The sequence below is a fragment of the Streptomyces winkii genome (assembly GCF_032248595.1).
GTDB classification, from domain to species: domain Bacteria; phylum Actinomycetota; class Actinomycetes; order Streptomycetales; family Streptomycetaceae; genus Streptomyces; species Streptomyces winkii.
Window position 1 is genome coordinate 367,201 of sequence record NZ_JASTTH010000009.1, and the last position, 13,148, is coordinate 380,348.

16 protein-coding genes are annotated in these 13,148 nt (G+C 71.7%); 7 read left to right on the plus strand and 9 right to left on the minus strand.

Going from position 1 to position 13,148, the window contains the following annotated elements; translation table 11 throughout:
- From QQM67_RS26995 to QQM67_RS27005, 3 genes are all read right to left on the minus strand, one after another.
- Complete coding sequence (locus QQM67_RS26995; protein ID WP_314177357.1) at positions 1–333, minus strand: DUF3817 domain-containing protein; 333 nt, start codon at positions 331–333, stop codon at positions 1–3.
- A 77-nt stretch (positions 334–410) separates the two neighbouring features.
- Entirely contained in the window at positions 411–920 is a 510-nt protein-coding gene (locus QQM67_RS27000) for a MarR family winged helix-turn-helix transcriptional regulator (protein ID WP_314177359.1), read from the minus strand.
- A 21-nt stretch (positions 921–941) separates the two neighbouring features.
- Complete coding sequence (locus QQM67_RS27005) at positions 942–2,189, minus strand: MFS transporter (protein ID WP_314177360.1); 1,248 nt, start codon at positions 2,187–2,189, stop codon at positions 942–944.
- A 117-nt stretch (positions 2,190–2,306) separates the two neighbouring features.
- Between QQM67_RS27005 and QQM67_RS27010 the strand changes: the two genes are divergently transcribed.
- Positions 2,307–3,362 carry an ArsR/SmtB family transcription factor gene (locus QQM67_RS27010; RefSeq protein ID WP_314177361.1) on the plus strand — a complete coding sequence of 352 codons (1,056 nt, stop codon included), beginning with the start codon at positions 2,307–2,309 and terminating at the stop codon, positions 3,360–3,362.
- Positions 3,363–3,402: 40 nt separating this feature from the next.
- Here the strand turns inward: QQM67_RS27010 and QQM67_RS27015 are convergent, their stop codons facing one another.
- Positions 3,403–3,702: an MTH1187 family thiamine-binding protein gene (locus QQM67_RS27015; RefSeq protein WP_314177362.1), complete on the minus strand. Its 300-nt coding sequence runs from the start codon at positions 3,700–3,702 to the stop codon at positions 3,403–3,405.
- Positions 3,699–4,088 carry a DUF3817 domain-containing protein gene (locus QQM67_RS27020; RefSeq protein WP_399067696.1) on the minus strand — a complete coding sequence of 130 codons (390 nt, stop codon included), beginning with the start codon at positions 4,086–4,088 and terminating at the stop codon, positions 3,699–3,701. Before QQM67_RS27020 ends, QQM67_RS27015 begins: the two co-directional genes overlap by 4 nt.
- Before the next feature lie 93 nt (positions 4,089–4,181).
- Between QQM67_RS27020 and QQM67_RS27025 the strand changes: the two genes are divergently transcribed.
- The 4 genes from QQM67_RS27025 to QQM67_RS27040 are packed head-to-tail and all read left to right on the plus strand — an operon-like array spanning position 4,182 to position 6,780.
- Positions 4,182–4,820: an AIM24 family protein gene (locus tag QQM67_RS27025; RefSeq protein WP_314177363.1), complete on the plus strand. Its 639-nt coding sequence runs from the start codon at positions 4,182–4,184 to the stop codon at positions 4,818–4,820.
- Positions 4,820–5,470 carry an AIM24 family protein gene (locus tag QQM67_RS27030; protein WP_314177364.1) on the plus strand — a complete coding sequence of 217 codons (651 nt, stop codon included), beginning with the start codon at positions 4,820–4,822 and terminating at the stop codon, positions 5,468–5,470. The genes QQM67_RS27025 and QQM67_RS27030 overlap by 1 nt, the downstream gene beginning before the upstream one ends.
- Positions 5,467–6,246, plus strand: a complete 780-nt coding sequence (locus QQM67_RS27035) for an AIM24 family protein (protein ID WP_314177365.1) — start codon at positions 5,467–5,469, stop codon at positions 6,244–6,246. Before QQM67_RS27030 ends, QQM67_RS27035 begins: the two co-directional genes overlap by 4 nt.
- Positions 6,247–6,294: 48 nt before the next feature.
- Complete coding sequence (locus QQM67_RS27040) at positions 6,295–6,780, plus strand: MarR family winged helix-turn-helix transcriptional regulator (protein ID WP_314177366.1); 486 nt, start codon at positions 6,295–6,297, stop codon at positions 6,778–6,780.
- A 124-nt stretch (positions 6,781–6,904) separates the two neighbouring features.
- On the opposite strand, the gene QQM67_RS27045 is transcribed toward QQM67_RS27040, so the two are convergent.
- Both QQM67_RS27045 and QQM67_RS27050 read right to left on the minus strand, forming a co-directional pair.
- On the minus strand, positions 6,905–8,392 hold the full coding sequence (locus tag QQM67_RS27045; protein ID WP_449657456.1) for an ATP-binding protein: 1,488 nt from the start codon (positions 8,390–8,392) through the stop codon (positions 6,905–6,907).
- Positions 8,393–8,558: 166 nt separating this feature from the next.
- Complete coding sequence (locus QQM67_RS27050) at positions 8,559–9,224, minus strand: response regulator transcription factor (protein ID WP_314177369.1); 666 nt, start codon at positions 9,222–9,224, stop codon at positions 8,559–8,561.
- A gap of 119 nt (positions 9,225–9,343) precedes the next feature.
- Between QQM67_RS27050 and QQM67_RS27055 the strand changes: the two genes are divergently transcribed.
- A complete protein-coding gene (locus tag QQM67_RS27055) occupies positions 9,344–10,042 on the plus strand; it encodes a PepSY domain-containing protein (RefSeq protein ID WP_314177371.1) in 699 nt (232 codons plus the stop codon).
- Between the two features lie 104 nt (positions 10,043–10,146).
- Here the strand turns inward: QQM67_RS27055 and meaB are convergent, their stop codons facing one another.
- Positions 10,147–11,106, minus strand: a complete 960-nt coding sequence (meaB, locus tag QQM67_RS27060; protein ID WP_314177373.1) for a methylmalonyl Co-A mutase-associated GTPase MeaB — start codon at positions 11,104–11,106, stop codon at positions 10,147–10,149.
- Between the two features lie 138 nt (positions 11,107–11,244).
- A complete protein-coding gene (locus QQM67_RS27065; RefSeq protein WP_314177512.1) occupies positions 11,245–12,435 on the minus strand; it encodes an acetyl-CoA C-acetyltransferase in 1,191 nt (396 codons plus the stop codon).
- Between the two features lie 248 nt (positions 12,436–12,683).
- Between QQM67_RS27065 and mce the strand changes: the two genes are divergently transcribed.
- Entirely contained in the window at positions 12,684–13,145 is a 462-nt protein-coding gene (gene mce / locus QQM67_RS27070; protein WP_314177376.1) for a methylmalonyl-CoA epimerase, read from the plus strand.
- Positions 13,146–13,148: the final 3 nt, after the last annotated feature.

A 13,148-nucleotide genomic window follows, 5' to 3' on the forward strand; every position in this document is an offset into this window, starting at 1 on the left:
TTACGCCTCGGCGGGGGCGGCCCGCCCCTCGTCGACCAGGGGCGCGACCTCGCGCACGACCTTGCGCTCGACGAAGAAGGCGGCGGTCGGAATCGTCCCGGAGACCAGGACCCACAGCAGCTTGCCGAACGGCCAGCGGGCCTTCTGGCCCAGGTCGAAGGCGACGACCAGGTAGACCATGTAGAGGAGGCCGTGGATCTGGGAGACCACGAAGGTCAGATCCTTGCCCATGTGGAATCCGTACTTGAACGTCATGCAGGTGCACAGCACCAGCAGCATCACGGCGGTGACGTAGGCCATCACCCGGTACCGGGTCAGTACGGACTTCTTCATGGACACGAGCGTAACGGGCCGTTCCGCACGCCTTCCGGCCGCCCCCGCCCCGCCGGGGCACGGCGGGTGCCCCGGTCCTACTCCTCGGAGAAGTCCTCGGCGGAGATGCGCAGCGGACGCAGCATCGCGAAGATCTCGCCGCACTCCTCCGCGTCGTAGGCGCTCATCCCGAAGTCCACCGCCATCAGCTCCCGCGTGGCCGCCTCGCACACCTCGCGGCCCTTGCCGGTGATGGAGGCGAGCGTGCCGCGGCCGTCGTCCGGGTTGGGGCGCTTGTCGACCAGTCCCGCCCGCTGGAGCCGGTCGACGGTGTTGGTGACCGACGTCGGGTGGACCATGAGGCGCTCGCCGATCTTCGACATCGGCAGCTCGCCAGCCCGCGAGAAGGTGAGCAGCACCAGTGCCTCGTACCGGGCGAAGGTCAGGCCGTACGGCTTGACCACGGCGTCGACCTTCGCCAGCAGGATCTGCTGCGCTCTCATGATCGAGGTGATCGCGGCCATGGACGGCACGGACCCCCACCGCTGCTTCCAGAGCTCGTCGGCGCGGGCGATGGGATCGAACGTGAGACTGAGCGGCTTCGGCACGCGGTAAACCCTAGTGGGCGCTCAGTTGCCGCCCATAGGCGTCTCAGGGACCGGGCCTCCGGCACCCTCGCGGGCGCTCGCACCCACGGCGGTCTCCGCCCGCGCTCCGCGCACCGCGGCCACGGCGGCGAGCACGCACACGGTGCCCGCGGCGCCGGCCGCCACGATCGCCCAGTGCGGCGGCATGAACTCCGCGGCGACGCCCCCGGCCGCCATCCCCATGCCCTGCACGGTCATGAGCCCCGCAGTCATCACCGTCATGGCGCGTGCGCGCAGCTCCTCGGGGACGGCGTCGAAGAACCAGCGGTCGAGGCCGAGCGTGTACGCGATGCCCGTGCCCGCGACGAGCAGCACCGGCAGCGCGAGCGCCAGGCCGGGGCGCCATGCGAAGAGCAGGAACGGCAGCAGCATGCAGCTCGCGAGGGGCAGCACGAGACGCTCGCGGGTGGCCGGCTTCAGCAGGGCGCCCGCCGCCAGTTCGGCCGCGACGCCGCCCACCGGCATGGCCGCGAGCAGCAGTCCCACGCCGACGGACCCGGCGCCGATCTGCGCGGAGTACGGCGCGGCCAGCCCCTCCGGTACGACGACGAAGGCGGGCGGCAGCCAGTTCAGGGCGAGCAGCGCCCGTACGCGCCGGTCGGCGAAGAGGGCGCGGGTGCCGCCGCGCACCCGCTCCACCGACGTCGGCGGACGCAGCGCGGTGCCGAGGCGCAGCAGTACGGCGGAGGCGAGGAACCCGGCGACCGTGAGCAGCAGGGCGCCGCGCGGCGGCAGTATCAGCAGGAGCAGGCCCGTCGCCGCGAACCCCGCTATCTGCGCTCCCTGCGCGGAGATCCTGATCAGCGAGCGCCCCAGCACGAAGGAGTCGCCCTCCAGGATCTCGCCGAGCCCGGCCGCCCGTACGCCCCCGAACAGCGGCTGCACGAAGGCCGTCACCGCGCGCAGCGCGAGCAGCGCGGCCGGCGGCATGCCCGGCACCGCCGTGGCCGCGACGCTCGCGGCGCAGACCAGGTCGCAGCCGACGAGCACCGGCCGCCCCGCATACCGCTCGGCGACGGGCGAGAGCAGCGCGCCGCCCAGCGCCTGCGGCAGGAAGCCGAGGCCGAAGGTGAGGGCGGACAGCAGGGGCGAGGAGGTCTGCGCGTACACGAGCACGGGCAGCGCGACGTGCGAGACGACACCGCCCAGCAGCGACAGCACGTGCGCGGCGAAGACGAACCGGAACTCCCGCACCCGGAAGACCGCGCGGTATCCCTGCTGAGAGGTCATGACGGAAGCCTGTCGCCGCCGGTGCGGGCTCTCTAGTCTTTCGGCACTGAGCGAATCACGACCGCGAGACGGGGATGACGAGCGGTACCGGAGCGGGGAGGGGGAGGGGGAACGGCCATGCCACTGCATCTGCGGTTCGGCGCCGACGATCTGCTGCGCTGCCGCTTCGCCCTGTCTCCGCTGTTCGAGACCCAGGTCGCGGTGCGGACGCTGCGACGCACGGAGCGGCACAGCGTCCACCTGCCGTGGCTGCGCAGAATCCACAGTGCGGCGGCTGATCTCGACCTGGCGCCGCTGTGGCTGCTGATGCCGGAACCGGGGTACACGCCGGACTTCCTCGGGCCGCCGCCCTCGGCCTCCCCTCTGACCAAGCGGCCCGGAGGCGCCCCCGGCGGTCCGGCCGACGCCATCGCCGACGAGCTGGAACAGGTCCGCAGAACCGATCCGGCGCTGGCCCGGACCGAGATCCTCCGTTCGCTCGAGTCCACGCCCGGCGCCGTCGAGTCCCCCCGCGGCAGGGCCATGCTCGACGCCCCGGCACGGGCCGTCCAGGAGCTGGCGGACCTGACCGAACGCGCCTGGCAGGCGCTGCTCGCCCCGGACTGGCCCCGGCTGCGGGACCTTCTGGAGGCCGACATCGCCCACCGCTCACGGCAGTTGGCCGAGGCGGGCCTGGAGCGGCTGTTCGCGGATCTGCATCCGGGGCTGTCCTGGAGCGACGGGACGCTGTCCGTACGGACCAAGAACCGGGTGCCGGCGGTGCAGGAGCTGAGCGGGCGCGGAGTGCTGCTCATGCCCAGCGTGTTCGTCTGGCCCGACGTGGCCGGCGGCTTCGCGTCGCCGTGGCAGCCCGCCCTCGCCTACCCCGCGCGCGGTGTCGGCAATCTGTGGCAGCGGCCGACGCCCGACTCGGCGAGGGCTCTGGCGCGGCTTCTGGGCGCCAACAGGGCGGCCGTACTGGGCGAGTTGGAGGACCCCGCCTCGACGACCTCGCTGGCCGCGCGGCTCGGGCTCGCGCCGTCCTCGGTGTCGGCCCATCTGTCGGTGCTAAGGGACGCGGGCCTGCTGACCTCGCGCCGCGTGCGTCACCAAGTGCTCTACGAGCGCACGCCGTTGGGCATCGCGCTGCTCGCCGGAGCGGTGGACCTCCCCCGCCGCGCCATCGGATCCTGACCGGACGGGCGGACCGTGCAGGGCGGTTGGGCCTCTCGGCTCAGCCCGGACCGGACAGCTGCCGCTCCACCGACTCGACCTTCGAGGTGAGCCCGTCCGTCACTCCCTGCCTGATGTCGGCCTTGAGGACGAGCGAGACGCGGGGCGCCCGCGCCTCCACGGCGGCGACGGCCTGGCGCACGACCTCCATGCACTCGTCCCAATCGCCTTCCAGGGACGTGAACATGGCGTCGGTGCGGTTCGGCAGGCCCGATTCGCGGACGATCCGCACCGCGTCCGCGACGTACTCGCCGACGTCCTCGCCCACGCCCAGCGGTGTCACCGAGAAGGCGACGATCACTGCCGCTCCGCGTTCACGCGCCGGGCGTCCTGCTCCTTGCGGGCCCGGGCGGCGATCACGCCGGCCTCCTCCTCGCGGCGCAGCGCCCTGTCCGCGAAGAAGCCGCCCGTGGGCAGCACGGCCAGCACGAAGATCAGCGCGGCACGGCCGAGCGGCCAGCGCACGCGGTTCCACGCGTCGGCCCAGAAGAGCAGGTACATGAGGAAGAGCACGCCGTGTACGGCGCCCATCACGGGCACCGCGTTGAACTCGCTGGTCCGCTTCAGTACGGAGCAGCCCAGCAGCACCAGGAAGGAGATCGCCTCGGGAGTCGAGACCAGGCGGAGGCGGCGCAGAGCAGAGACCGACTTCGGCGGCAGGCCGGTCGGGGTTTCCAGGATGGACACGGGAGAACCTCGATCGTTTGTGAAGTGACGCACAAGCGCTGCCCATTGTGACAGCCTTGCCCGGGCTCGCCCAGCCCAGGGTAGGTTTCCCGTGTGCCTCAGTTCCGACTTCACAGTGCGAAAGTGCTCGCTGTCTCGATGAGCGGCGACGCCGTAAAGGCGAAGAACGGCTCCATGGTCGCCTACGACGGCGAGATGGCGTTCAAGAAGATGTCAGGCGGCGGCGAGGGCCTGCGCGGAATGGTGACCCGGCGGCTGACCGGCGAGCAGATGACGGTGATGGAGGTGAAGGGGCACGGCACGTGCTACTTCGCCGACCGCGCCAGCGACATCAACCTCGTACAGCTCGGCGGCGAGACGCTGCACGTCGAGGCCAGCAACCTGCTGTGCACGGACGCGGGCCTGCGCACGGGCACGACGTTCACCGGGCTGCGCGGCGCCTCGCAGGGCAACGGCCTCTTCACGACCACCGTCGAGGGCACCGGGCAGGCAGCGCTGATGTCCGACGGGCCGGCGGTGGTGCTGCGCGTCGCACCCGGGATGCCGCTCCAGGTCGACCCCGGCGCGTACATCGCGCACCAGGGCAGCCTCCAGCAGCACTTCCAGTCCGGAGTCAGCTTCCGCACGTTCATGGGGGAAGGGTCCGGCGAGTCCTTCCAGATCCGCTTCGAGGGCGACGGACTCGTCTACGTGCAGCCCAGCGAGCGCAACACGATCGGGGGCGAGGTGTGATGCCGTTCCGGGAGATCAACGCCAAGATGATCGAGGCCCAAGTCCAGCCCGGACAGCGGCTGTTCAGCCAGCGCGGCGCGATGATCGCCTACAAGGGCGAGGTGCGCTTCACGCCCAACATGCAGGGCGGCCAGGGCGGCGTGATGTCCATGATCGGTCGGCGCGTGGCCAACGAGGCGACACCGCTGATGACGGTCGAGGGCGCCGGCACGGTGATGTTCGGGCACGGCGGCCACCACGTCGAGGTGATCGAACTGGACGGCGACACCCTGTGCGTCGAGGCCGACCGGCTGCTCGCCTTCGACGGGACGCTGGAGCAGGGCACGCTCTTCCTGGGCTCGGACGGCGGCGTGATGGGCATGGTCCGCGGCCAGGTCACCGGCCAGGGCCTGTTCACCACGACGCTGAAGGGCAAGGGCGCGGTCGCGGTGATGGCGCACGGAGGCATCATCCAGCTCCCGATAACTCCCGACCGGCCCGTGCACGTCGACCCGCAGGCGTACGTGGCACACCACGGCGACGTGCGGAACAAGCTGTCCACCGCGCTCGGCTGGCGCGACATGGTGGGACGCGGCTCGGGCGAGGCCTTCCAGCTCGAACTGTCGGGAAACGGCGCCGTGTTCGTACAGGCAAGTGAGGAGAAGCTGTGACCGCCCCGCAGATCCTGGACGTCACGAGCCTTCCGTCCAACGACAACGTCAACTCCTACACCTTCTGCGTGGAGCTCAACGGCCAGTGGTTCCTTCAGAAGGGGAAGATGATCGCCTACTACGGGCAGATCGACTTCAACGGCGTCGGCCACGGCCACCTCGACCGCCTCGTCGCCACCAGCTTCCACTCGCCGCTGCACGCCGCGGACTGGGTCGTCGCCGAGGGCAGCGGCAAGATGCTGCTCGCCGACCGCGCCTTCGACGTCAACTCCTACGACCTGGAGGACGGCAACCTCACGGTGCGCTCCGGGAACCTCCTGGCCTTCGAGCCGACGCTGTCCCTCAAGCAGTCGATCATCCCCGGCTTCCTGACGCTCATCGGCAGCGGCAAGTTCGTGGCCGCGTCCAACGGCGCGGTGCACTTCGTCGAGCCGCCCGTGCGCGTCGACCCGCAGGCCCTGGTCGGCTGGGCGGACTGCCCCTCGCCGTGCCACCACTACGACCACGGCTACCTCAAGGGCGTGCTGGGCGGCATCCGCGCCATGACGGGCATCGGCGGCGCCTCAGGCGAGGAGCACCAATTCGAGTTCGTCGGCGCGGGCACCGTGCTCATCCAGTCCAGCGAGACGCTCATGGCGGAGCAGGCGACCGGAGCCGTGCCGCACGAGCCGGGCGTGCCCGGCAGCGGGGCGCCTCAGGGCGGACACCACGGCGGCCAGCAGAGCCCGCAGCTCCCCGGCCAGCTCGGAAGCCTCCAGCGCAGGTTCGGCCTCTGAGCGCGGGACGGGGGCACATCTGTACGGGCGCTATGTAAAGTCTCGAGCATGGACACCGACAACGGCACCAACGGCACCCGTTGGCTCACCGCTGACGAGCAGAGAGCTTGGCGCATCCACCTGGACGTGAACAGGCTGCTCATGTACCAGCTGGAGCGCGATCTCCAGCAGTTCGGCCTGACCATGAACGACTACGAGATCCTGGTCAACCTCTCCGAGTCCGGGGAACACCGGATGCGGATGAGCGACCTCGCGGCCTCGACGCTCCAGTCCAAGAGCCGTCTCTCGCACCAGATCACGCGCATGGAGAAGGCGGGCCTGGTCCGCCGGGAGAACTGCGAGTCCGACAAGCGCGGGCTCTTCGCCGTGCTGACCGAGGAGGGCTGGGAGACGATGCGCGGCGTCGCGCCCCACCATGTCGACTCGGTGCGCCGCCACTTCATCGACCGCATGTCGCCCGAGGACCTCGACCACCTGCACGAGACGCTTCTGCCGGTGGCCGAGAAGCTCCGCGCCGAACGCGGCCGCTTCTAGCGCCGTGTCCGGCGGCACCGGACCTGCCACCGCGCCCGTCCGGTCCTCCGCGCTCCCGCGGTTCTCCCCTCTCCCATATCTCTCCCAGCTCCGCAACCCCGATTCCGCTTCTCCGGCCCCGGTTCTATCCGCCTGAGCCCGGCTCGTCCGAGTCCGGCTCCCCGCGCGGCTTCTGCGTCCGCTTCTCCGCCGCTTCCTCTTCCTCCTGCTGACCCGGCCGTCCGCGGCCCCGCGCCGCGGGCAGCCGCAGGACGAAGCGGGAGCCGCCCCCGACCGTCAAGGTCCCGCCGTGCCGCGTCGCCACGTCCCGGGCGATGGCCAGGCCGAGCCCCGCACCGCCCTCGTCGCGGCTGCGGGCGTCGTCGAGCCGTACGAAACGCTCGAAGATCCGCTCCCGCTCGGCCTCCGGCACGCCGGGCCCGTCGTCGTCGACCTCCAGCTCGACCCAGCGGCCGTCCGCCTCCCGGATCTCCCGCACGGACACTCCGACCTCCGAGTCCGCGTGCCGCTGCGCGTTCTGGAGCAGATTGATCACCACCCGGGCCAACTGCGCCCGGGACCCGGTCACTTCGCCGTCCGCCATCTCCCCGAGACGTACGGGGTGCGGACCCCGCTGCGGCTGGGCCAGCTCCTCCCGTACGAGCGCGCCCAGCGCCACGCGGGCCTCGCCGGGCCGCTCACCGGCGTCCAGGCGGGCGAGCAGCAGCAGGTCCGTGGCGAGCTGCTGGAGCCGCACGGTGTCCTGGACCGCGCCCTCCACGTCCAGCAGATCGGGGTGCGCGGCGCCGACCTCCAGCTGGGTGCGCAGGGAGGCGATGGGGCTGCGCAGCTCGTGCGAGACGTCGGCGACGAAGCGCCGCTGACGTTCGACGGAGGACTCCAGCGCGGCCAGGGTGTCGTTCGTCGTACGGGCCAGGCGGGCCACCTCGTCGCGTGCGTCCGGCTCGGGCACGCGCCGCGACAGATCGGCGCTGGCCATGATTCCGGCCATCTCGCTGCGGATGCTCTCCACCGGGAGCAGCGCACGCCGGGTCACCAGCCACGTCACGCCGGCGACGACGAGCAGCAGCGCGGGCAGGCCGATGAGCATGGCCTGCGTGACGGACGAGACGGCCTCCTGCTGGTCCTTGAGCGACGCTCCCGCGTAGACCGTGACCGGGGTGCCGTCGCGGGTCTTGCTCTGGACGCCGACGACCGTGAAGTCCTGCCCGCCCAGCGTGACGGTCTTCGACTCGCTGTCCCGGTCGATCTCGGCGTTGGATCCGTCCTCGGCCGTGTTCCCGGTGTCCCGCGGGGCGGCGGTGGGTCCGCCGTCGTCATCGGAGTCGTCGTCGCCGCTGCCCCGGCCCGAGCCGTCGTCCCCGGAGCCCTCGTCGCCTCCCCCGTCCTCGCCGCCCGCGTCGCCGTCCTCGTCCGTTTCACCGGGATCGTCGCCCGCCCCGCCCCCGGAGTCGTCCCGGTCCTCCTCCACGCGGTTGAAGTCGGCGACCGGTCCCTTTCCGCGCAGGATCCCGCCCGCGCCGAGCACCTCGCCGCGCGGGCCGACGACCTGCGCGGGCTCGTCCTCGTCGGCGTCGAGCCCGTCCAGCGCGCGTACGCCGCGGGAGTCCACGTCGGAGACCTCCGCCGCGAGGCCGCGGGCCGAAGACTCGGCCTGTAGCCGTGCGTTGCCGGCCAGGCCGTCCCGCAGCACCGCCACCACCGCGATCCCCGCGGCCACCAGCGCGACGGCCACCACGAGAGCCGCTCCCACCGCGGCGCGCGCCCGCACCGACCCCCTACGCACCGGCGTCCACCAGCCTGTATCCGGCGCCCCGCACGGTGGCGATCCACCCCGAACCGAGCTTGCGGCGCAGCGCGCTGACGTACACCTCGACGATGTTGACGTCGCCCTCGTATGCGAAGTCCCAGACGTGTTCGAGGATTTCGGCCTTGGAGACGACGTCGCCGGCCCGCACCGCCAGGTGCTCCAGCACCGCGAACTCCTTCGCCGTCACCTCGACGTCACGCTCGCCCACGTTCACCCGGCGGGTCCCCGGATCCACGCAGAGGGCGCCCAGCCGCAGCACGGTGCGGGCGCCGCGCGTACGCCGCCGCAGCAGGGCCCGGACCCTGGCGAGCAGCACGACGTACGAGAACGGCTTGGTCAGATAGTCGTCGGCACCGGTGTCCAGCCCCTCGGCCTCGTCGTACTCGCCGTCCTTCGCGGTCAGCATCAGCACGGGCGTCTCGTCGCCGGAGGCGCGCAGGGCGCCGCACACGCGGTAGCCGTTCATGCCGGGCAGCATGATGTCGAGCACGATCAGGTCGTACGCGCCCTCGCTAGCCCGGTGCAGGCCCTCCTTGCCGTCGTGGACGACGTCGACGGCGAATCCCTCGGCGCTCAGCCCACGGGCGAGCGAGAGGGCGAGCCGTCGTTCGTCCTCCACGATCAGCAGGCGCATGGGACCACTCTCCCGCATCCCACCTGAAGTGATCTTCAGGTGGCTTCAGGCTGCCTTCAGCATCCTCCCGCCACGGTGGACCGCACTGAGAGAGATACGGCAACCACTCGGGAGGAACCATGAAGCGCAAGCTCGTCATCGCCACGGTCACCGCCGCAGCCCTGCTCGGCGGAGGCGGAGCCGTCGCCTTCGCGGACGAGGACGGCCAGGCCCGGCAGTCCTCGGTGCAGGACGACGACAGCCGCGGTGACGACGGCAGCCGCGACGACGACGGCCGGAACGACGACAGCCGGGAGAACGACCGCGGGGACGACGCCCGCGAGGCCGCCGACGCCGGGACGACTGCCGCCGAGGCCGCGGCGGCGGCCCAGAAGGCGGCTCCCGGCACCGTCACCAGCATCGACCTGTCCGGCGGCAAGCAGGCCGCCGTGTGGGAGGTCGACCTCACCGAGGGCAGCACCTCGCACGAGGTCAGGCTCGACGCCGGCACGAACAAGGTGCTCGGCGACAAGACGGAACCGGAGGACGAGGACGTCCCCCGTTCAGGACTCTCGGCGGCGGAGGTGGCCGACAAGGCAGCCGCGCGCGGCACCGTGACGGCGGTCGAATTCGACGGCGCCGTGTGGGAGGTCGAGACGACGGACAAGAACGGCAAGGAGGCGGAGTTCTCGGTCGACGCGTCCTCCGGCAAGGTGTCGGCGTCCGCCTCGGACGACGACGGCGACGACCGGGGCAAGGACGACGCCGATGACGACGGCCGGGACGACGACCGGGGCGGCGACCGCCACGGTGACGACGACGGCCGCGACGACGACTGATCCTCCGCTGCGCGCTGAGCGCGCACCATCGAGGGCGGCGGAACCGGTCTCCGGTCCCGCCGTCCTCGGCGTTCACACGCTCCGCGCGAGAGCGCGCGGGGCGCCTACTGCTCCGTCACGCCCGCGACCAGTTCGTCCGCCGCCGCGTACGGATCCAGGGAACCCCCGACGACCTTCTCCGCCAGCGCGTCCAGCCGCTTGCCGCCGCGCAGTTCGCCCATACGTTCCCGCAGCGCCGTCACCGCGATGGTCTCGATCTCGCGGGCCGCGCGCCGCGCTCGCCGCTCCGCGAGCACCCCGTGCTCCTCCATCCACGCGCGGTGCTTCTCCAGCGCCTCGACGACCTCTTCGACGCCCTCGCTCCGCGCCGCGACGGTCTTGACGATCGGCGGACGCCAGTCCCCCGGTGCCCGCGCCTCGCCGAGCCCGAGCATGTGGTTGAGCTCGCGGACGGTCGCGTCGGCCCCGTCCCGGTCGGCCTTGTTGACGACGTACACGTCCCCGATCTCGAGGATTCCCGCCTTCGCGGCCTGGATCCCGTCACCCATCCCCGGGGCGAGCAGCACCACGCTCGTATCGGCCTGCGCGGCGATCTCGACCTCGCTCTGGCCCACCCCGACGGTCTCGACGAGCACCACGTCGCATCCCGCCGCGTCCAGCACGCGGATCGCCTGCGGCGCGGCCCACGCCAGCCCTCCGAGGTGGCCGCGCGTGGCCATGGAGCGGATGTAGACGCCGGGATCGGAGGCGTGTTCGCCCATCCGCACCCGGTCGCCCAGCAGCGCACCGCCGGAGAAGGGCGAGGACGGGTCGACGGCGAGGATTCCGACGCGCTTGCCCGCGCGCCGGTACGCCGTGACGAGCGCCGAGGTGGAGGTCGACTTGCCGACCCCCGGCGAACCGGTCAGACCGACCACGTACGCGTTGCCGCAGCGCGGTGCGAGCGCCGCCATCACCTCGCGCAGCTGCGGCGACGCCCCCTCCACGAGAGAGATGAGCCGGGCGACGGCCCGCGGCCTGCCCTCCCTCGCCTGCTCGACCAGCTCGGAGACGTCCACCGCCATGCCTGCTGCGCTCCCCTGTCCTCGGTCCTTCGCCGCTCCACGACCGCCGCCGCGGGAACGGCGTCCCGGCCGGCGGCCCCTGCTCTCCGGTCCCGAACCTCCGCCGGGACCGGCGAACCCGTCTCGTACGGGCGGCGCTTACCTGCCCGCGTTCCCCGGAACCCGCAGCAGCAGCGCGTCGCCCTGCCCGCCGCCGCCGCAGAGCGCGGCCGCGCCGGTGCCGCCGCCCCTGCGCCGCAGCTCCAGGGCGAGGTGGAGGACGATACGCGCACCGGACATCCCGATCGGGTGCCCGAGGGCGATGGCGCCGCCGTTGACGTTCACCTTTTCGTGGCCGACGCCCAGATCCTTCGTTGACTGCACGGCGACGGCGGCGAACGCCTCGTTGATCTCGATGAGGTCGAGGTCCGCGGCCTTCAGGCCCGTGCCGTCCTTGGCCAGCGCGTGCTCGATGGCGTTGGAGGGCTGCGACTGGAGGGAGTTGTCCGGGCCGGCGACGTTGCCGTGCGCACCGATCTCGGCGAGCCACTCGACGCCGAGTTCCTCGGCCTTGGCCCGGCTCATCACGACGACGGCCGCCGCACCGTCGGAGATCTGGGAGGCCGAACCGGCCGTGATCGTCCCGTCCTTGGAGAACGCGGGCTTGAGCTTGCCCAGCGACTCGGCTGTGGTCTCGCCGCGGATGCCCTCGTCCTGGCTGAAGACGACGGGGTCGCCCTTGCGCTGCGGGATCTCGACCGGCGTGATCTCCGCCTCGAAGAGCCCGTTCTTCTGCGCCGCGGCGGCCCGCTGGTGCGAGCGTGCGGCGACCTCGTCCTGCTCGGGACGCGCGATGCCCAGCCTGGTGTTGTGCTTCTCCGTCGAGGCGCCCATCGCGATGTTCTCGAAGGAGTCGGTCAGCCCGTCGTAGGCCATCGCGTCGAGCATTTCGACGGCCCCGTACTTGTATCCCTCGCGGGACTTGGGCAGCAGGTGCGGAGCGTTCGTCATCGACTCCTGCCCGCCGGCGACGACGATGTCGAACTCGCCCGCGCGCACCAGCTGGTCGGCGAGCGCGATCGCGTCCAGCCCGGAGAGGCAGACCTTGTTGACTGTCAGGGCCGGCACGTTCATCGGGATGCCCGCCTTGACGGCCGCCTGGCGCGCGGGGATCTGGCCGGCGCCGGCCTGGAGCACCTGCCCCATGATCACGTACTCGACCTGGTCGCCCCCGATCCCGGCCCGCTCGAGCGCCGCCTTGATCGCGAAGCCGCCGAGGTCCGCCCCGGAGAAGGACTTGAGCGAGCCGAGCAGCCGTCCCATGGGCGTACGGGCGCCGGAGACGATCACCGAGGGGCTGCCGGCAGCTGTGCGAGCTGACGTACCAGTCATCAGGTTCAGATCCCTTCCTGAGGGTCCCCCGGGCCACGGGGCTCAAGGGTGGATGCGGCACCCCCGGCCCTGCGGCTCAGGGGGAGTTAACGAGGGTTAAGGGGACTGCCCGCCAATGTACTGAGCAGTACGGTCCGGGTCACCGGTCGGAGGGTGTGACCGTGCGCACGTTGCGTAACCGAGCGTCAAGACGCTGCACTGGGGCAATGCTGACGCGTATCGACCACATCGGGATCGCCTGTTTCGACCTGGACAAGACCGTCGACTTCTACCGTGCCACGTACGGCTTCGAGGTCTTCCACACCGAGGTCAACGAGGAGCAGGGGGTCCGCGAGGCCATGCTCCGCATCAACGGCACGGACGACGGCGGCGCCTCCTACATCCAGCTGCTGGAACCGGTGGACGAGGACTCCACGGTGGCGAAGTGGCTGGCCAGGCACGGTGAGGGGGTCCATCACATCGCCTTCGGAACCGGCGACGTGGACGCCGACTCCGAGGAGATCCGCGGTCGCGGCGTACGGGTCCTCTACGACGAGCCCCGCAGGGGCTCGATGGACTCGCGGATCACCTTCCTCCACCCCAAGGACTGCCACGGAGTCCTCACCGAGTTGGTCACCGCGGCCTCCTCGCACACCTCTGGGGAATCATCGGCAACAGCGAGCCACTGACGG

Bases quoted from the DNA above. Each gene is read 5' to 3' on its own strand.
- QQM67_RS27005 (WP_314177360.1), bottom strand. From the start codon at position 2,189: ATGACCTCTCAGCAGGGATACCGCGCGGTCTTCCGGGTGCGGGAGTTC.
- QQM67_RS26995 (WP_314177357.1), bottom strand. From the start codon at position 333: ATGAAGAAGTCCGTACTGACCCGGTACCGGGTGATGGCCTACGTCACC.
- QQM67_RS27040 (WP_314177366.1), top strand. From the start codon at position 6,295: ATGGACACCGACAACGGCACCAACGGCACCCGTTGGCTCACCGCTGAC.
- QQM67_RS27030 (WP_314177364.1), top strand. From the start codon at position 4,820: ATGCCGTTCCGGGAGATCAACGCCAAGATGATCGAGGCCCAAGTCCAG.
- meaB (WP_314177373.1), bottom strand. From the start codon at position 11,106: ATGGCGGTGGACGTCTCCGAGCTGGTCGAGCAGGCGAGGGAGGGCAGG.
- mce (WP_314177376.1), top strand. From the start codon at position 12,684: ATGCTGACGCGTATCGACCACATCGGGATCGCCTGTTTCGACCTGGAC.
- QQM67_RS27050 (WP_314177369.1), bottom strand. From the start codon at position 9,224: ATGCGCCTGCTGATCGTGGAGGACGAACGACGGCTCGCCCTCTCGCTC.
- QQM67_RS27010 (WP_314177361.1), top strand. From the start codon at position 2,307: ATGCCACTGCATCTGCGGTTCGGCGCCGACGATCTGCTGCGCTGCCGC.
- QQM67_RS27055 (WP_314177371.1), top strand. From the start codon at position 9,344: ATGAAGCGCAAGCTCGTCATCGCCACGGTCACCGCCGCAGCCCTGCTC.